Below are 16660 nucleotides of genomic sequence, written 5' to 3'. Positions count from 1 at the left end.
GCCGGGCCGCCGGGCCGCCGCCCGGAACGTCCCACCCCATAGCCAAGCGTTCGACACCTCAGCAAGGAGACTCCGTGACGCACGATCCGGCAACGTCCCAGCCCGCCTCGGACACCCTGGAGGCGCTGCGCGCCGAGCTCGATGCCACCGACACCCGCCTGCGCGACGCCCTGCGGGAACGGATCGAGATCTGCGTGCGGATCGCGGAGCACAAGCGGGCGCACGACATCCCCATGATGCAGCCGCACCGCATCGGCGCCGTCCAGGACCGAGCCGCGCGGTTCGCCGAAGAGCACGGGATCGACCGGACGTTCATCCGGCGTTTCTACGATCTGATCATCGCCGAGACCTGCCGCGTCGAGGACCTGGTGATCGCGGGTGAGGAACCGAAGTAGGCAGCGACCCTGCCACACGACTGGGAGAACTCGCACACGATGCGCACACTCATCATCGACAACTACGACTCCTTCACCTACAACCTCCACCAACTCCTCGGGGAGGTGAACGGAGAGCCGCCCGTGGTCGTGCGCAACGACGTCGACTGGGCCGGCATCCCGTTCGCGGACGTGGACAACATCGTCGTCTCGCCCGGCCCGGGAACGCCCGAACGCGCGGCCGACCTGGGCATCAGCGCCCGGGCCATCCGCGAGAGCGGGCTGCCCGTGCTCGGTGTCTGCCTCGGCCACCAGGCCATCTGCCACCTGGCCGGTGCCGAGGTCGGGCACGCGCCCGAGCCCATGCACGGCCGGCTCTCCGACGTCCGCCACAGCGGTCAGGACATCTTCGCCGGCCTGCCCTCCACCTTCCCCGTCGTGCGCTACCACTCGCTCGCGGTCACCGGACTCCCCGCGGAGCTGGAGGCCATCGCCTGGACCGAGGACGGCGTCCTGATGGGGGTACGGCACCGCACCGCACCGCTGTGGGGCGTGCAGTTCCACCCGGAGTCGATATCCAGTACGTACGGCAGGGAGCTGCTGGCCAACTTCCGCGACCTCACCCGGGAACGCTCCCGTACCGCGGCGACGCGGCCGGCGCGAAGACCGCAGCGGCCGGGCCGGCAGCCCGTGCCCGCGCCCGCCGCCTCTCCGTACCGCCTGCGGGTGCGGAAGCTCCCGGTGCTGCCCGACGCGCAGGCCGCCTACCGCACCCTGTTCGCCGCTGCGCCGCACAGCTTCTGGCTGGACAGCAGCGCCGTCATCGAAGGAGTCTCCCGCTTCTCCTTCATGGGCGACGGCACCGGCCCGCTGGCGGAGTACCTCACCTACAGCGTCGCCGACGGCACGGTCACCGTGCAGCGCCCCGGCCACCCGCCGCGCCGCGTCCGCCGGCGGTTCTTCGACCACCTCGACGAACAGCTGCGGCTGCGGACCCTCCCGGTGCCCGAGGGGCTGCCCTTCGACTTCAACCTCGGCTACGTCGGCTACCTCGGCTACGAGCTCAAGGCGGAGACCGGCGGTGCCGCCGCGTACGACGCGGCCACGCCCGACGCGGCCCTGCTCTTCGCCGACCGCGCGCTCGTCCTCGACCACCTGGAGGGCGCCTGCTACCTCCTCGCGCTGGAGCCGGACACCGGCGAGCGGGGGAGTACGGCCTGGCTGGACGCCACGGCCGACGCCGTGCACCGGCTGGCCGAGGAACCCGCCGGCACCCCGGTGGTGCCCGTACGCCACACGGCATCGGTCGAGTCCACCGCGCTGCGCCACGGCAAGGACGCCTACCTCAAGCGCATCGGTGCCTGCCTGGACGAGATCAGGGACGGCGAGAGCTATGAGGTGTGCCTGACCAACACCGCCACCGTGCCCGCCCCGGCCGACGCGCTGGAGACCTACACCCGGCTGCGCCGGATCAGCCCCGTACCGTACGGAGCGCTGCTCGACTTCCCCGGTACCGCGGTACTCAGCGCGTCCCCCGAGCGGTTCCTGAGCATCGGTGCCGACGGGTGCGCGGAGTCCAAGCCCATCAAGGGCACCCGGCCGCGCGGCGCGACGGCCGCCGAGGACGCGGCGCTCCGTGCGGACCTGCTGGGCCAGGAGAAGGACCGCGCCGAGAACCTGATGATCGTGGACCTGGTCCGCAACGACCTCAACACGGTCTGCGACATCGGCTCCGTGCACGTGCCCAAGCTCTTCGCCGTGGAGAGCTACGCGCAGGTGCACCAGCTGGTCTCCACGATCCGGGGCACACTGCGCGCGGACCGGTCCGCGGTGGACTGCGTCCGGGCGTCCTTCCCCGGCGGCTCGATGACCGGCGCGCCCAAGATCCGCACCATGGAGATCATCGACCGGCTCGAGGAGGGGCCACGAGGGGTGTACTCGGGGGCACTCGGCTGGTTCTCGCTCTCCGGAGCCGCCGATCTGAGCATCGTCATCCGCACCCTGGTCGTCGACGGTGACCGGGCCACCTTCGGTGTGGGCGGTGCGATCGTCGCCCTGTCCGACCCGGACGAGGAATTCGAGGAAACCATGGTCAAGTCCCGGGCGGTGGTCGCCGCTCTCGCGGCGCCCCGCGAGCCCGCACCGGAAAGCGCGGCCGCCGGGACGGCCGGGCGCGTACTGGAAAGCAGGGAACAGCACTGATGACGGACGCTGAAGGACGGCTGCGGTGTGTGGTCGCGGGCGGCGCCGGGGCGGTGGGCCGGATGTTCGCCGAGCTCCTGGCCGCGGCCGGCGCCGAGGTGTGCACGGTCGACACCGCCCCGCCGGGCGAGCAGGCCGGCACCACCGGGCCACCGCCCCGGCAGCTGCGCGGCGACATCACCGCCCCCGACGCGGCGGTACGTGCGGAACTGGCCGGTGCCGACCTGGTCCTGCTGGCGCTGCCCGAGCGGGTGGCGCTGGACGCGGTGGCGGTGCTGGCGGACGCCGTACGGCCGGACGCCCTGCTCGCCGAGACGCTGTCGGTGAAGTCGTCCTTCAGCCAGGCCGTGCGGCGGGCCGCCCCCGGACACCAAGCAGTGGGCCTGAACCCGATGTTCGCTCCGTCCCTCGGTCTTCCCGGGCGGCCGGTCGCCGCGGTGGTCCACCGGGACGGCCCGTTGGCGGCCCGGCTGCTGGACATCGTGCGGCAGGGCGGCGGCCGCGTGGTGACGGTCGAGGCGGCCGAGCACGACCGGCTCGCCGCCGCGTCCCAGGCGCTGACCCACGCCGCGGTCCTCTCCTTCGGCGCCGCGCTGGCCGAACTGGACGTGGACATCGAGACGCTGAGCGCGCTCGCCCCGCCCCCGCACACCACACTGCTGGCCCTGCTCGCCCGTATCGCGGCCGGCACGCCCGAGGTCTACTGGGACGTCCAGGCCGGCAACCCAATGGCCCGGGAAGCGCGGCAGGCGCTCGCCTCGGGGCTGGAACGGCTCGACCGGCTCGCCGACCCCGCCCGGCTCGCCGAACCCGCTGCCGCCCGCGCGGCGGAGGCGGAGTTCGCCCGGGAGGTGGGCCGCATCCGCGAGATGTTCGGCAAGCGGCTGGGGCCGTACGGCGAGCTGTGCGCCGGCCTGTTCGCGCAGCTGCCGCAGCCGGAGCTTCCGCAGCCGGCGCCGCGGCAGGACCGGCCGTCGGGAGGTGCCACGTGCTGACGACCATGCTGCCGCCGCCCGGCCCGCCGCGCACCCTCGCCCTCGCGCAGCTCGTCGCCCGCGTCGGTGACGGCCTGTACTACGTCTGCGCGGCGCTGTACTTCACCCGCGTCGTCGGCCTGTCCCCGGCCGAGTTCGGCGTGGGCCTCTCCGTCGCCTGGACGCTCGGCATGGTCGTGGGCGTGCCCCTGGGGCACGTCGCCGACCGCAAGGGCCCCCGGGGCACGGCCGTGCTGCTGTTCGCCGTGGCGGGGCTCGCCACCGGCTCGTACCTCTTCATCCACTCGCTGCCGCTGTTCATCCTGACGGCGTGTGTGTACGCGATCTGCCAGCACGGCGGGTCGGCGGCACAACAAGCCCTGATGGCGGGGCTGGTGGACAAGGAGCGGATCACCGAGACCCGCGCCTACATGAAGGCCACGTACAACACGGGGCTCTCCATCGGAGCGGCGTTCGGCGGTCTGGCCCTGGTCTTCGACAACCGTGCCGCCTACATGACGGCCTTCGCCGCGAACGCGTTGCTCTTCTTCGCCTCCTCCTTCGTCCTCGGCCGGCTGCCCGCCGTGCCGCCGGCCGCGGCGGAGGAGGGCGAACCCCGGCTCGCCGTGTTGCGGGACCGCCCGTACGCCGTCATCACCCTGCTCAACCTGATCCTGGTGCTGCACGGCCCGCTGATCGACGTGGCGCTGCCGCTGTGGATCGTGCAGTACACCACGGCCCCCAAGTGGCTGGTCTCGGCGATGTTCGTGCTCAACACGGTGTCCGTGGTGCTGCTGCAGGTCCGGGTGGCCCGCGGCGTCACGGACCTGGCGGGTGCGACCCGCTTCGTGCTGCGCTCCGGTTTCTTCATGCTGGCGGCCTGCGCGGTGTTCGCGCTGTCGGCCGCGGGGGACTCCGCGTGGCTGGCCGGCGCCGTGATGCTCGTGGCCTACGCCCTGCTGACGTGGGGCGAGATGATGCAGTCGGCGGGTACGTGGGAGATCAGCTTCGGGCTCGCACCGCCCGGCAAGTACGGCCAGTACCAAGGGTTCTTCGGCATCGGGATGACCGGCGCGGAGATCCTCGGCCCGATCGTGCTCACCTTCCTCATCATCTACGGCGGGCCGCTCGGATGGCTGGTGCTCGGCGCCGCGCTGCTGATCGCGAGCGTGGCGATGGCGCCGGCCGTCCGCTGGGCGGAGCGCACCCGCAAGCCGGAGCCCGAGCCGTCGGATGAGCCGCCCGTGGCGGCGGACCGGCCGGCCGGCCCGGCCGCGTCCGACGTGCCGGCGTCCGGCTGAACCTCCGCTGCCGCCGGCGCGGTTGCGACCAGTCCAAGGAGCGTCCTCACTCATGTCCCAGACCCCTGCCGTGCTCTCCTCCCCGCCGACCGCACCGCCGTCCGGCGCCTCGCCGGGAGGTGTCCTGGTGATCGGCGGGCGCACCGACGTCCTGCGCAAGGCCAAGGCGCTCGGCCTGCACGTCGTGTACGTACAGCAGCCGCAGTACTTCCGTGCCGAAGAGGCCGCGTGGTGCGACAAGGCGCTGCTCGTGGACTACACGGACTGGCGCGAGCTGCGGCCGCTGGTGGCCGCGGCTCACGAGGCGTACGGATTCACCTGCGCGTTCTCCACCCTCGAACCCGCGCTGGAGCCGGTCGGCCTGGTCAACGAACTGCTCGGCTTCGACGGCAACCCCAGCCGGGTGAGCGTCCTCCTGCGGGACAAGTGGGCCATGCGCCGCCACCTCGCCGGGGCCGGGCCGCTGGCGGTGGCGGCAGCGGAGGCCGGCGGCCGGGAGAGCCTGGTGGAGTTCGGCCGGGCACACGGCTTCCCCTTCATCCTCAAGCCCGTCGACGCCGCCGCGAGCCTGGGCGTGCTGCGGGTGGACGGCCCCGCGGCCATCGATGCGGTACTGGACCGGCTGGAGGGGCTGCGCAGCAGCTCGGAGCATCAGTTCGCCAATTTCTTCCGCCTCGAGCGCTTCTTGATGGAGGAATACCTCGACGGCCCCGAGTACAGCGTCGAGTCGCTCAGTTTTGGCGGCCGGCACACCGTGGTGGCCATCACGGAGAAGCGCACGCACACGGAGTTCGTGGAGCTGGGACACGCCCTGCCGGCCCGGCTGGCCGCCGGTGCGGAGGCGGAGATCACCGGCTGCGTCACCGCGTTCCTGGACGCCGTCGGCCTGCGCCACGGACCGGCCCACACCGAGGTACGTCTCTCGTCCCGCGGCCCGAAGGTGATCGAGTCGCACGACCGGACCGGTGGCGACCGGATCTCCGAACTGGTCGAGGCGGCCTACGGCATCGACCTGGAGGGCCGTGCCCTCGCCTGGCTGAGCGGGCAGGGCGAGGCCCTGCCCGGTCGCCCGCGCCCCCGTGCCGCGGCCGCCACCCGGTTCCTGACCAGCGCCCCCGGCACGGTCGTGGAGATCCACGGAGTCGAGGCGGCGCGGGCGCTGGACGGCGTACTGGACATCTCGGTCGGCGTCCGGGTCGGCGACACCGTCCCGCCGCTGCAGGCCAGCTGGGACCGGGTCGGACAGATCCTGGTCACCGCCGCGGACACCGCGGCAGCCGTGGACCTGTGCGACCGCGTCGCGGAAAAGATCAGCATTGTCACCGCGTGACGGGGCGGCGGCGCGGCCCGCGCCGGTGGCCGGCCCGGCGCTCGTCCTCCCCGGCGAGCGCGCCCGGCTCCAGGAGCACCTGTCCGCCGTCGCACGCGGGGAGGCGCTGCTGATCCAGGCCGCCGACCGGGCGTGGCCCGGTGGCCCGCCCGTGGCCGCGCGCCTCGGGAGCCTGCTGTCGGTGCTGTCGCAGGCCGCCCTCGTGCTGTCGTACGCCGCCGGGGTCCCCGTCGTACGGCTGCTGCACAGCGACGCCGCTGACGAGGAGCCGGCTGCCACGCTGAACCTGGCGCGAGCGCTGACGCGTGACGGGCGGCCGGGCGTGCGGGAGGCGCATGCGGCGAACCAGCGGTTCGTGGCGAGCTCACCGCGGCGCGACCACTACGCGCCGCTGATCCGCGAGATCGACGCGGCGCTGCGCTTCATCCGCGCCCACGGTGTCCGCACGGACCCGGCCCCGATGACGGATCTCTTCGCCGGCCGTACGGACGCCGCCGGGCATCTGACCTGGCTGGACGCCCGGACGACGGCCCGTGACGACAGCGTCGTGGCGCGGGTGGCGCGGGCCGGGGGACCGGTGGGGGTGACGCTGGGGCCGGACACCACCAGCGACGTCCTGCTGGCGCTGGTGGACCGCCTGGACCCGCAGCGGTCCGCGGGCCGGCTCACCTTCCTCACCCGGCTCGGCGCCGACGCCGTGCACGACGTACTGCCCGTCCTGCTGGGCAAGGTCGCCGCGTCCGGTGCCCTGGTCGTCTGGGCCTGCGACCCCTGGCACGGCAACGCCGTGCACGCGCCGGACGGCGGGCCGCGCTGGGACCTCGACGCGGTGCTGGCGGAGGCCAGGGCGTTCGCCGAGGCGCACCGTGCGTCGGGTACGTACGCCGGGGGCCTCCACCTCGAACCCGGCGGCGGACCGGCGGCGGGCGGTGCGGCCGGACCGCCCGGCGGGACCGGCGGACCGGCCGCGTGTCTGGAGCTGGCCCTCCAGCTCGCCGAGTACTACCGGTCGCCGTGAGCGCTCGTGAGGCCTGTGAGAGCCCGTGAGCGCCCGCGAGCGCCTGGCGAGGGCCAGTGAGCGCTCGTGAGGGCCTGTGACGCCTGTGCCGCCGACGACGGCCGGGCCGTCAGCTGTCGAAGTCGACCGTCAGGGTCTCGGAGGCCGGGAAGCTCTGGCAGGTGAGGACGTAGCCGGCCTCGACCTCGGAGGTCTCCAGGGCGAAGTTGCGGCGCATGTCGGCCTCGCCGTCGCGGATCAGCGCGCGGCAGGTGCCGCAGACGCCGCCCTTGCAGGCGAACGGGACGTCCGGGCGGGCCTGCTGGGCGCCGTCCAGTATGGCGCGGTCGCGGGGGAGCGGCTGGGTCGTCGTCCGGCCGTCGAGGGTGATCGTGACCTCGCTGACCGGGCCGTCGGCCGCGGGCTCTTCGTGCCGGGCCTCGTGCACCGGCTCGTCGTCGGCGTAGAACAGCTCCTGGTGCACGCGGTCCTCGGGCACGCCGAGACCGGCCAGTACCTGCTGCGCGTCGCGGACCATGCCGTGCGGACCGCACAGCCACCAGTGGTCGGCGTCCGCCACGTCGACCAGCGAGCCGATGAGCGCGGACAGCCGGTCGGCGTCCAGGCGCCCGGAGAGCAGTTCGGCCTCGCGCGGTTCCCGGGAGAGGACGTGGCCGAGCTGGAAGCGGGTGGGGTAACGATCCTTCAGGTCGGCCAGCTCGTCCGCGAACATCACCGTGGCCGTGCGGCGGTTGCCGTAGAAGAGCGTGACGCGCGAGCTGTCGTCGGCGGCCAGCACGGACCCGGCGATGGAGAGCATCGGCGTGATCCCGGAGCCGGCCGCGATCAGGACATGGTGGCCGGGGACGGTGAGGTCGGGGGTGAAGAAGCCGGTGGGCGCCATCACCTCGACGGTGTCCCCGGGCCTTACGTCGTTGACCAGCCAGGACGAGAACAGGCCGCCGGGCACGACGCGGACGCCGATGCGCGGGGCGTCGCCGGCGGGGGCGCAGATGCTGTACGAGCGGCGCTCGTCGCGGCCCTCGATCTCCCGGCGGAGGGTGAGCGCCTGGCCGGGCGCGAACGCGAACTCCTCGGCCAGCTCCTCCGGCACGTCGAAGCCGACGGCGGCGGAGTCGTCGGTCAGCGGCTCGACCGCGGCGACGCGGAGGGAGTGGAACGCCGGACGCCGGCGGGCCGGGGCCGCCGCCGGGGCGGGCGAGGCGGGCGCGGTGGGGGCGGTCATCAGATCTCCTTGACGTGCTCGTACGGTTCCCGGCAGCTGCGGCAGCGGCGCAGCGCCCGGCAGGAGGTGGCGCCGAAGCGGGAGAGCTCCTCGGTGTCGGCGGAGCCGCAGCGCGGGCAGGGCACGGCCCGGCGGGTCGGTGACAGGTCCAGCAGGACCGGGCCTCCGGTGCGGCGCGGGGCGGGGCCGGGCGGCGCGATGCCGTGCTCGGCGAGCTTGCGGCGGCCCTCCTCGGAGATCCAGTCCGTCGTCCACGGCGGGTCCAGCACCGTTTCGATACGGACATCCGCGTACCCGGCGGCGCGCAGCCGGGCCGCGAGCGTGGCCCGCATCTCGGCCATGGCCGGGCAGCCCGAGTAGGTCGGGGTCATGGTCGCGGTGACCGAGCCGTCCGGCGCCACCTCGACGCCGCGCAGGACGCCCAGCTCGGCGAGGGTGACCATGGGCAGCTCGGGGTCGACGACCTCGGAGGCGATCCGCCGGGCGCGGGTCGCGGCGGTCTCCGGCGCGGCGCCGTCGTCGTGGAGGGCGTGCAGAGTCGCGGCCATCGTCACCACGCGGCTTCCGGGTGGGCGCGGGCGAGGCCCTGCAGCTCGTCGAGGAGCGGCGCCAGGTGCTCCGTGCGGTCACCGTCCCGGCCCGCGCCCGGTACGGCCGTGACCTGCGCGGGAGTACTCAGCCCGGCGGCCTCGGCCACCTGTGCGAGCACCGCGCGGGTGGCCTCGGCGACCTCCTCGGCGGGCGCGCCGAAGCCCTCGGCGGTCCGGTCCGCGTACAGCTCGTCCAGCCAGGGGGCGAGCTCCGTCCAGGCGGCCTGCATCCGGCGGTGCGACTCCTCCGTGCCGTCGCCGAGCCGGACGACCCACTCCGCCGCGTACTGCCGGTGGTACGTCAGCTCCTTGACGCCCTTCGCGGCCACCGCCGCCAGCACCGGGTCGGCACAGCCGGCCAGCCGCTCGAACAGGGCCAGCCGCCACGCGGACAGCGTCAGCAGCCGTCCGACGCAGCACGCGAAGTCGCCGCGGGGCAGCTCCGCCAGGCGTACGTTGCGGAAGTCCGCCGCGTCGCGGAAGTAGGCGTACGCGTCCTCGCCGCGGCCCGTGCCGTCGGCCTGCCCGGCGCGGGAGTACAGCAGCCGGGCCTGGCCGAGCAGGTCGAGGCCGATGTTGGCGAGCGCCATCTCCTCCTCCAGCTCGGGGGCGCGGGTGCACCACTCGGCGAGCCGCTGCGCGCCGATCAGCGCGTCGTCCCCGAGGGCCACGCAGACCGCGGCCAGCGCGGCCGCGTCCACGCCCTCGGGCAGCGCCGTCGGCACGCCGTGCAGCGGGTCGGCGAAGCCCGTGCCGAAGGCCCAGCGGGCGTCGCCCTCGTCGCCGTCGGCCAGCGAGAGGTACACGTGATCGTCGGCCGCTTCGCGGGCGTCACTCATGTCGGCTGCCATTCCTAGCTGCTCCTGGTCCTGTTCCTGCTGGTCCTGCTGCTCCTGGTCGGATCCTGATCGCGGGCCGGCGGGCTAGATGTGCGGGACGTCCGCCGGGATGTCGTAGAAGGTCGGGTGGCGGTAGACCTTGTCGCCGCTGGGCTCGAAGAACGGGTCCTTCTCGTCGGGCGTGGACGCGACGATGTGCTCGCTGCGCACGGCCCAGAGGGAGACGCCTTCGTTGCGCCGGGTGTAGAGGTCGCGGGCGTGCGTGAGCGCCATCCGGTCGTCGGCGGCGCGGAGCGACCCGACGTGCACATGGTTCAGGCCGCGCTTGCTGCGTACGAAGATCTCGTACAGCGGCCACTGGCCCTTGGGGTGGTCGTGGGCCTGGCCTCGGGTCTCGCTCATGCCGCGCGCTCCTTCTCTTCCCGGCGGGCCTGCTTGGCCGCATGGGCCGCCGCTGCTTCGCGCACCCAGGCGCCTTCCTCGTGGGCCGTACGGCGCCGGGCCATCCGCTCGGCGTTGCACGGCCCGTCGCCCTTGATGACCCGCATCAGCTCGCTGAAGTCGGGGGTGCCGAAGTCGTGGTGACCGCGCTCCTCGTTCCACTTCAGCTCGGGGTCGGGGAGGGTGACGCCGAGCTTCTCGGCCTGCGGCACGGTCATGTCGACGAACTTCTGCCGCAGCTCGTCGTTGGAGTGGCGCTTGATGCGCCAGGCCATCGACTGCGCGGAGTTCGGCGAGTCGTCGTCCGGCGGGCCGAACATCATCAGGGACGGCCACCACCAGCGGTCCACCGCGTCCTGCACCATGTCGCGCTGCGCCTGCGTGCCCGTCATCATCGTCCGCAGCAGCTCATAGCCCTGCCGCTGGTGGAACGACTCCTCCTTGCAGACCCGCACCATGGCCCGCGCGTACGGGCCGTACGAACTGCGGCACAGCGGGACCTGGTTGCAGATCGCGGCGCCGTCCACGAACCAGCCGATCACGCCGACGTCGGCGAAGGTCGGGGTGGGGTAGTTGAAGATCGAGGAGTACTTCTGCCGGCCCTCGATCAGCCGGTCGGTCAGGTCGTCGCGGTCCGCGCCCAGGGTCTCGGCCGCGGAGTACAGGTACAGGCCGTGGCCGGCCTCGTCCTGGACCTTCGCGAAGAGGATCGCCTTGCGGCGCAGCGACGGGGCACGTGTGATCCACGCGCCCTCCGGCTGCATGCCGATGATCTCGGAGTGGGCGTGCTGGGCGATCTGCCGGATCAGCGTCCTGCGGTACCCCTCCGGCATCCAGTCCCGCGGCTCGACGCGCTGGTCACGGGCGATCGTGCGGTCGAAGTGCGCCTGGAGATCGGGCTCCCGGGGCGGCGCCGCCGCGGTGTCGCCCGGTGACGAGGATGCAGAGCTTGGCATGTCCATCCTTCCCAACCGACCGTTCGTTCGGTTACTCAGTCTCGTGTATTCCGGCGTGTATGGCAAGAGGGGGCGGTGAATCGTTCAGCGGCGTTCGAAGACGGGGCGGCCGCGGTGCCGGCGCTCTCCGAAGGAGCTCACTCCCATGTGTAGAACCCCTGCCCCGTCTTGCGGCCCAGCTCGCCGCGGGCGACCTTTTCGCGGAGCAGCGCGGGCGGCGCGAACCGCTCGCCCAGCGTGGCCTGCAAGTACTCCGCTATAGCGAGACGGACGTCCAGGCCGACCAGGTCGGTCAGCCTCAGCGGGCCCATCGGATGCTTGTACCCCAGGCTCATCGCGGCGTCGATCGCGGCGGGCTCCGCCACGCCCTCCTCGACCATCCGCACCGCCTCCAGGCCGAGCGCCAGCCCCAGCCGGCTGCTGGCGAAGCCGGGGGAGTCCTTGACCACGACGTCGGTCTTGCCGAGCGCGTGCGTCCAGGCCAGCGCCGACTCCAGCGTGGCGTCCGCGGTCTCCGGGGCGACGACCAGCTCGATCAGCGCCGAGGCGGGGACGGGGTTGAAGAAGTGCATGCCGAGGAAACGGGCGGGGCGCCGGAGCGCGGCGCCGAGCTCGGTGACCGACAGGGAGCTGGTGTTCGTCGCCAGCACGGTGTCGTCGGAGACCGCCTGCTCGGCCGCGGCCAGCAGCTTCGCCTTGAGCGCGGCGTCCTCCGGCACGGCCTCGACGACCAGCTCGATGCCGGCGGGCAGCTCTCCGGGAGAGGCGGCCGTGGCGACCCGGGCCAGTACGGTCTCCGCCGGCTCGGCGAGCTTGCCGCGCTCGGCGGCGCGCGCGAGCCCGGTCGCCACCCGGTCCAGCGCGGCTGCCGCGGCGTCGGCGCCGCTCTCGACGACCGTGACCCGCGAGCCGGCCGCCGCGAACGACTGGGCTATGCCGGCGCCCATCCGCCCGCCCCCGATCACACCCACCGCCACCGGAGCGGCGCTCGCCCCGGCCTCCTTCGCTGCCGCGCTCATGACCGCTCCCCCTTCTTCTCCGGGCCCTTCTGCACCGGGCCTCTCTTTTCCGAGCCCCTCTTTTCCAAGAAGCGCGTCATCCGGTCCTTCTTGTCCTGCCCCTCGAAGAGCACCGCCTGGGCGAGGTCGTCGGCGACCGGATGCGCGCCGGGCGCGTCCACCACGAGCTTGGTCAGCCGCAGTGCTGTCGCCGAGGAGCGCGCCATGCGGTCCAGTACGGCATGTGCCCGCTCCAGCAGCTCGTCGGCCGGTACGACCTCCATGACCAGGCCCGCGGCGAGTGCCGCGGACGCGTCCAAGTTCCGCCCGGCGAGCAGCACTTGCTTGGCGATCGACTCGCCGACCAGCTCGGGCAGCCGCCAGGACGCGCCGGCCGCGGCGAGGATGCCCAGCCCCGGCTCCGGGTTCCCGAACACCGCGTCCGGCCCGGCGATCCGGAGGTCGCAGGCGTAACTCAGCTCCGCGCCGCCGCCCAGCGCCCAGCCGTCCACCGCGGCCAGCGTCGGCATCGGCAGCCGTCGTACCCGCTCGAACAGTCGGCTGTTGATGCCGCGCAGTGCGTCGTCCCGGCTGCGGCGCAGCAGCTCGGCGATGTCCGCGCCGCCCGCGAACACGCCGCCGTGCCCGGTGAGCAGCAGCAGCCTCGGGTCGCGCTCCAGCAGGTCGCAGACGGCGTGCAGCTCGGAGATCATCCGTCCGCTGATCGCGTTGCGCGCCTCGGGCCGGTACAGGGTCACCACGACCCGGTCGTCCCGCTCCTCGACGCGCAGCGTCTCGTACGCCGCGTCCACCACCGCAGCGGTCGTGGCGCCTGCGCCGCCCGTATCGGCCGCCGTACGGTCCGCGGTCGCCGCCGTGCCGGTCCTCCCGGCCCCTGTCGGCTCGCTCATATCCGCTCCACCAGCATCGCGACCCCCTGTCCCACACCGACGCACAGCGTGGCCAGGCCCCGATGGGCGTCCTCGCGCTCCAGGCGGCCCAGGAGCGTCAGCAGGATGCGGGCGCCGGAACAGCCGAGGGGGTGGCCGAGCGCGATGGCGCCGCCGTCGGCGTTGACCTTGTCCTCGTCCAGGCCGAGCCGCCGGGTGACGGCCAGGGACTGGGCGGCGAAGGCTTCGTTCAGCTCGATCGCGCCCAGGTCGGAGATCTTCCAGTCCGCGCGGGCCAGCGCCTTCTCCGTGGCCGGCACCGGGCCCAGGCCCATGAGGTTCGGCTGGAGGCCCGCCGAGGCGGAGGTGACGATGCGGGCGCGGGGCGTCAGGCCGTACCGCCGCACTGCCTCGGCGCTCGCCACCAGCAGCGCGGCCGCGCCGTCGGAGAGCGGCGAGGAGGAACCGGCGGTGACGACGCCGTCCGCACGGAAGATCGTCCGCAGTGTGCCGAGCTTGTCGAGGGTCGTGCCGGGGCGCGGGCCCTCGTCACGGGTCACCTCGCCGTCCGCGCCCTGCCGGCCACCCTTGACCGGTACCGGAACGATCTCCCGGTCGAAGTGCCCGGCCTCCTGCGCGGCGACCGCCCGCTGATGGCTGCGGAGCGCGAAGGCGTCGGACTCGGCCCGCGTGATGCCGTCGAGCGCCGCGACCTCCTCGGCGGTCTCGCCCATGGAGAGCGTCGTCTTGGCCGTCTCGGGGCCGGACCCGGCTGTCCCGCGGTCGGCGGAGGTGAACTTCGGGTTGGTGAACCGCCAGCCCAGCGACGTGTCGTGCACCTCGCCCGGCTTCGCCCAGGGGGTGCCGGGCTTGGCCATCACCCAGGGCGCGCGGGTCATCGACTCCACGCCGCCCGCCACGACCAGGTCCGCCTCGCCCGCCCTGATGGCCTGCGCGGCCGAGGCGACGGCGGTCAGACCGGACGCGCACAGCCGGTTGACGGTGTACCCGGGGACGCTGTGCGGCAGGCCGGCCAGCAGTACGGCCATCCGCGCCACGTCGCGGTTGTCCTCGCCGGCCTGGTTGGCCGCGCCGAGTATGACCTCGTCGACCGCCTCGGCCGGGGCGCCGGCGCGGCGCACCGCCTCGCCGACCACCAGGGCGGCCAGATCGTCGGGGCGTACGGAGGCCAGCGCGCCGCCGTACCGGCCCTGCGGCGTACGGGCGCCGTCGACCAGATAGACCTCGTCGGACACGTCAGCTCTCCTCGGTGGCGGTGGCCGCTTCGGGGGCCACGTGGCGGCGGGACTGGAGCACGTCGAACCGGCCGGTGATGAAGGCCGAGTCGGTGAGCGTGGCGGAGGCCGCCGGATTCGCCGCGCTGCCGTGGAAGTCGCTGAACGCGGCGGTCTGGTTGGGGAAGACCGCGCCGGTGAGGTTCTCGGAGAGGTGGACGCCGGCCTCCAGAGCGGCGGCCCGGGCGGCCTCCAGGACGTCCTCGCCGGTGGCATGCACGGTGGCGGTGAGCGCGCCGTGCGCCCGGACCGTCTCGGTGAAGAGCCGCAGGCTGTGCTCCGTGGAGTCGGTGGCGATCACGAACGAGACGGGGCCGAACCACTCGCGGGTGTAAGTCCCCGCGTCGGCGGCCGCGTCCAGCAGCGCGACGTGCGGCGTGCTCAGCGTGGCGCCGTCGTACTCGGGGTGGTCGACGGTCGCCGAGGGGTGCACAGCCTGGCCCAGGCCCGCCGCCTCGGACAGGCGTGCGCGCACCCCGTCGTTGACGAGCGCGCCGAGCGTGCCCGCCGCCCGCTCCGGGTCGCCCAGCAGCTTGTCCAGCGCGGCCGCCAGGTCCTCGCCGAACTCCGCGGCGGTACGGGTGCCCTGGTCCGTACGGATGCCGTCGCGCGGCACCAGAAGGTTCTGCGGGGTGGTGCACATCTGGCCGCTGTACAGGGAGAGGGCGAAGGCGAGGTTGCGCAGCAGGCCCTTGTAGTCGTCGGTGGAGTCCAGCACGACGGTGTTCAGGCCGGCCTTCTCCGTGTAGACGACGGCCTGGCGGGCGTGGTCCTCCAGCCAGTTGCCGAATTCCTTGGAGCCGGTGAAGTCCACGACCCGGACGTCCGGGTGGAGCGCCAGCTCGGCGGCGGTGCGCTGGTCGGCGGTCTCGGCGGCGAGGAGGACCACGTCCGGGTCGAAGCCGGCCTCGGCCAGCACCTCGCGGGCGATCCGGACCGTGATGGCCAGCGGGAGCACGGCGCCCGCGTGCGGCTTGACGATCACGGGATTGCCCGTGACCAGGCCGGCGAAGAGGCCCGGATAGCCGTTCCACGTGGGGAAGGTGTTGCACGCGATGAGCAGGTTCACCCCTCGTCCCACGGGGGTGAAGGTCTTCTCCATGACGAGCGGCTCGCCCTTGCGCTGCGGCTTCGTCCAGCGCGTGACCGCCGGGAGCTTCTTCTGCTCTGCCCAGGCGTACGCCACCGCCTCCAGGCCGCGGTCCTGCGCGTGCGGCCCGCCCGCCTGGAACGCCATCACGAAGGGCTGGCCCGTCGTGTGGTGCACCGCGTGCGCGATCTCGAAACTCGCGGCGTTCAGCCGGGACAGGATCTCGGCGGCGACGCCCGCGCGGACGTCCGGCGTGGCCGCGCGCCAGGCAGGAGCCGCCGCCTTCGCCGCGGCCACCGCCTCCTCGGGCGTGATGCGCGGGTAGTCGACGTCCAGCGGCAGGCCGTACGGAGAGCGCTCACCGACGGCGACCGTGCCGCTCTGCGGGTGGCCGGGGAGCTTGAAGGCGGAGCCCAGGTGGGCGCGGAAGGCGGCCTCGCCGGCGGGCGCCGCCTCCGGGCCGTACACCTTCGGGCTCGGCGACTCGGGGTGCGGCGACCAGTGGTCCCGGTCACCGGCCGCGGCGACGGCGCGCTCCAGCAGGTCCTTGTGGCGGGGGAAGAAGTCGGTTCGATCAGTGGCGCGACCGGAGGATCGGTCGGTGGCTCGGTCAGTGACGCTCTCGGACAAGGCAGTCCACCTCTTGACAGGCACTTCAGATGCTGATTGTTTAACCGCGTCGTAACGCTAACCGAATGTTCGGTCGGGCAGCAAGGGTGGTTGATGGCCTGTGGACAACTCCGGTTCCGCGCAGCGGATGTTCGCCGCGGACCAGGCGTCGCAGCGGCTCGGCATCGAGCTGCTGGAGGCCGCCGAGGGGTCGGCCCTGCTGCGCATGACCGTGTGCGAAACCATGGTCAACGGGCACGGCATCGCCCACGGCGGCTACCTCTTCCTGCTCGCCGACACGGCCTTCGCCTGCGCCTGCAACAGCCACGGCCCGGTGACCGTGGCCGCCGGCGCCGACGTGACCTTCGTGGCCCCGGCCAAGCAGGGCGACGTCCTCCTGGCGCGGGCCGAGGAGCGCACGCGATACGGGCGGAGCGGCATATACGACGTGAGCGTCCAGCGGGGCGGGGAAGTCATCGCGGAGTTCCGGGGGCGAAGCCGCGTGATCCGAGGTGTGGAGGAATGAGC

Annotated in this window: 16 protein-coding genes; 7 read left to right on the top strand and 9 right to left on the bottom strand. The window is 73.5% G+C overall.

The window, feature by feature from the left end:
- The first annotated feature begins 74 nt into the window (after window positions 1-74).
- Genes IF04_RS0100805 through IF04_RS0100780 form a run of 6 tightly spaced genes read left to right on the top strand, consistent with a single transcriptional unit; the run spans window position 75 to window position 7199 of the window.
- Window positions 75-395 (top strand): chorismate mutase family protein, encoded by a 321-nt coding sequence (locus IF04_RS0100805; protein WP_037957918.1) that lies wholly within the window; start codon window positions 75-77, stop codon window positions 393-395.
- Between the two features lie 39 nt (window positions 396-434).
- Entirely contained in the window at window positions 435-2576 is a 2142-nt protein-coding gene (gene pabB, locus IF04_RS0100800) for an aminodeoxychorismate synthase component I (RefSeq protein ID WP_051830541.1), read from the top strand.
- Window positions 2576-3571: a prephenate dehydrogenase/arogenate dehydrogenase family protein gene (locus IF04_RS0100795; protein WP_063829421.1), complete on the top strand. Its 996-nt coding sequence runs from the start codon at window positions 2576-2578 to the stop codon at window positions 3569-3571. Before pabB ends, IF04_RS0100795 begins: the two co-directional genes overlap by 1 nt.
- Complete coding sequence (locus IF04_RS0100790) at window positions 3565-4851, top strand: MFS transporter (RefSeq protein WP_063829420.1); 1287 nt, start codon at window positions 3565-3567, stop codon at window positions 4849-4851. The genes IF04_RS0100795 and IF04_RS0100790 overlap by 7 nt, the downstream gene beginning before the upstream one ends.
- A gap of 52 nt (window positions 4852-4903) precedes the next feature.
- Window positions 4904-6181, top strand: a complete 1278-nt coding sequence (locus tag IF04_RS0100785; protein WP_051830538.1) for an ATP-grasp domain-containing protein — start codon at window positions 4904-4906, stop codon at window positions 6179-6181.
- Window positions 6168-7199, top strand: coding sequence for a 3-deoxy-7-phosphoheptulonate synthase (locus tag IF04_RS0100780; protein ID WP_030249257.1), 1032 nt, complete (start codon window positions 6168-6170; stop codon window positions 7197-7199). Before IF04_RS0100785 ends, IF04_RS0100780 begins: the two co-directional genes overlap by 14 nt.
- Before the next feature lie 109 nt (window positions 7200-7308).
- Here IF04_RS0100780 and paaE read toward each other — a convergent pair whose 3' ends face one another.
- The 9 genes from paaE to paaN form a co-directional block, all read right to left on the bottom strand.
- Window positions 7309-8424, bottom strand: a complete 1116-nt coding sequence (paaE, locus tag IF04_RS0100775; protein WP_030249255.1) for a 1,2-phenylacetyl-CoA epoxidase subunit PaaE — start codon at window positions 8422-8424, stop codon at window positions 7309-7311.
- Complete coding sequence (paaD, locus tag IF04_RS0100770; RefSeq protein ID WP_051830623.1) at window positions 8424-8972, bottom strand: 1,2-phenylacetyl-CoA epoxidase subunit PaaD; 549 nt, start codon at window positions 8970-8972, stop codon at window positions 8424-8426. Before paaD ends, paaE begins: the two co-directional genes overlap by 1 nt.
- A 2-nt stretch (window positions 8973-8974) precedes the next feature.
- On the bottom strand, window positions 8975-9865 hold the full coding sequence (gene paaC / locus IF04_RS0100765; RefSeq protein WP_245654231.1) for a 1,2-phenylacetyl-CoA epoxidase subunit PaaC: 891 nt from the start codon (window positions 9863-9865) through the stop codon (window positions 8975-8977).
- A gap of 72 nt (window positions 9866-9937) precedes the next feature.
- A complete protein-coding gene (paaB, locus tag IF04_RS0100760) occupies window positions 9938-10255 on the bottom strand; it encodes a 1,2-phenylacetyl-CoA epoxidase subunit PaaB (RefSeq protein ID WP_030249246.1) in 318 nt (105 codons plus the stop codon).
- Entirely contained in the window at window positions 10252-11250 is a 999-nt protein-coding gene (paaA, locus tag IF04_RS0100755) for a 1,2-phenylacetyl-CoA epoxidase subunit PaaA (protein ID WP_030249244.1), read from the bottom strand. The genes paaB and paaA overlap by 4 nt, the downstream gene beginning before the upstream one ends.
- 137 nt (window positions 11251-11387) lie before the next feature.
- Window positions 11388-12269: a 3-hydroxyacyl-CoA dehydrogenase family protein gene (locus IF04_RS0100750; protein ID WP_030249241.1), complete on the bottom strand. Its 882-nt coding sequence runs from the start codon at window positions 12267-12269 to the stop codon at window positions 11388-11390.
- Window positions 12266-13159 carry an enoyl-CoA hydratase/isomerase family protein gene (locus tag IF04_RS0100745; RefSeq protein WP_078599691.1) on the bottom strand — a complete coding sequence of 298 codons (894 nt, stop codon included), beginning with the start codon at window positions 13157-13159 and terminating at the stop codon, window positions 12266-12268. The genes IF04_RS0100750 and IF04_RS0100745 overlap by 4 nt, the downstream gene beginning before the upstream one ends.
- On the bottom strand, window positions 13156-14394 hold the full coding sequence (locus tag IF04_RS0100740) for a thiolase family protein (RefSeq protein WP_030249236.1): 1239 nt from the start codon (window positions 14392-14394) through the stop codon (window positions 13156-13158). The genes IF04_RS0100745 and IF04_RS0100740 overlap by 4 nt, the downstream gene beginning before the upstream one ends.
- A gap of 1 nt (window position 14395) precedes the next feature.
- A complete protein-coding gene (gene paaN, locus IF04_RS0100735) occupies window positions 14396-16153 on the bottom strand; it encodes a phenylacetic acid degradation protein PaaN (protein WP_078599690.1) in 1758 nt (585 codons plus the stop codon).
- Window positions 16154-16280: 127 nt separating this feature from the next.
- On the opposite strand from paaN, the gene paaI reads away from it, so the two are divergent.
- A complete protein-coding gene (gene paaI, locus IF04_RS0100730; RefSeq protein ID WP_037958059.1) occupies window positions 16281-16658 on the top strand; it encodes a hydroxyphenylacetyl-CoA thioesterase PaaI in 378 nt (125 codons plus the stop codon).
- Window positions 16659-16660: the final 2 nt, after the last annotated feature.

The organism is Streptomyces violens (genome assembly GCF_000717745.1).
GTDB lineage: Bacteria > Actinomycetota > Actinomycetes > Streptomycetales > Streptomycetaceae > Streptomyces > Streptomyces violens.
The sequence above is the reverse complement of the archived record's forward strand: the minus strand, read 5'-3'. Positions and strand labels throughout refer to the sequence as shown.

Coding starts and splice junctions, on each gene's coding strand:
- pabB (WP_051830541.1), top strand. CDS start 435: ATGCGCACACTCATCATCGACAACTACGACTCCTTCACCTACAACCTC.
- IF04_RS0100795 (WP_063829421.1), top strand. CDS start 2,576: ATGACGGACGCTGAAGGACGGCTGCGGTGTGTGGTCGCGGGCGGCGCC.
- IF04_RS0100785 (WP_051830538.1), top strand. CDS start 4,904: ATGTCCCAGACCCCTGCCGTGCTCTCCTCCCCGCCGACCGCACCGCCG.
- paaE (WP_030249255.1), bottom strand. CDS start 8,424: ATGACCGCCCCCACCGCGCCCGCCTCGCCCGCCCCGGCGGCGGCCCCG.
- paaD (WP_051830623.1), bottom strand. CDS start 8,972: ATGGCCGCGACTCTGCACGCCCTCCACGACGACGGCGCCGCGCCGGAG.
- paaC (WP_245654231.1), bottom strand. CDS start 9,865: ATGGCAGCCGACATGAGTGACGCCCGCGAAGCGGCCGACGATCACGTG.
- paaB (WP_030249246.1), bottom strand. CDS start 10,255: ATGAGCGAGACCCGAGGCCAGGCCCACGACCACCCCAAGGGCCAGTGG.
- paaA (WP_030249244.1), bottom strand. CDS start 11,250: ATGCCAAGCTCTGCATCCTCGTCACCGGGCGACACCGCGGCGGCGCCG.
- IF04_RS0100750 (WP_030249241.1), bottom strand. CDS start 12,269: ATGAGCGCGGCAGCGAAGGAGGCCGGGGCGAGCGCCGCTCCGGTGGCG.
- IF04_RS0100745 (WP_078599691.1), bottom strand. CDS start 13,159: ATGAGCGAGCCGACAGGGGCCGGGAGGACCGGCACGGCGGCGACCGCG.
- paaI (WP_037958059.1), top strand. CDS start 16,281: ATGTTCGCCGCGGACCAGGCGTCGCAGCGGCTCGGCATCGAGCTGCTG.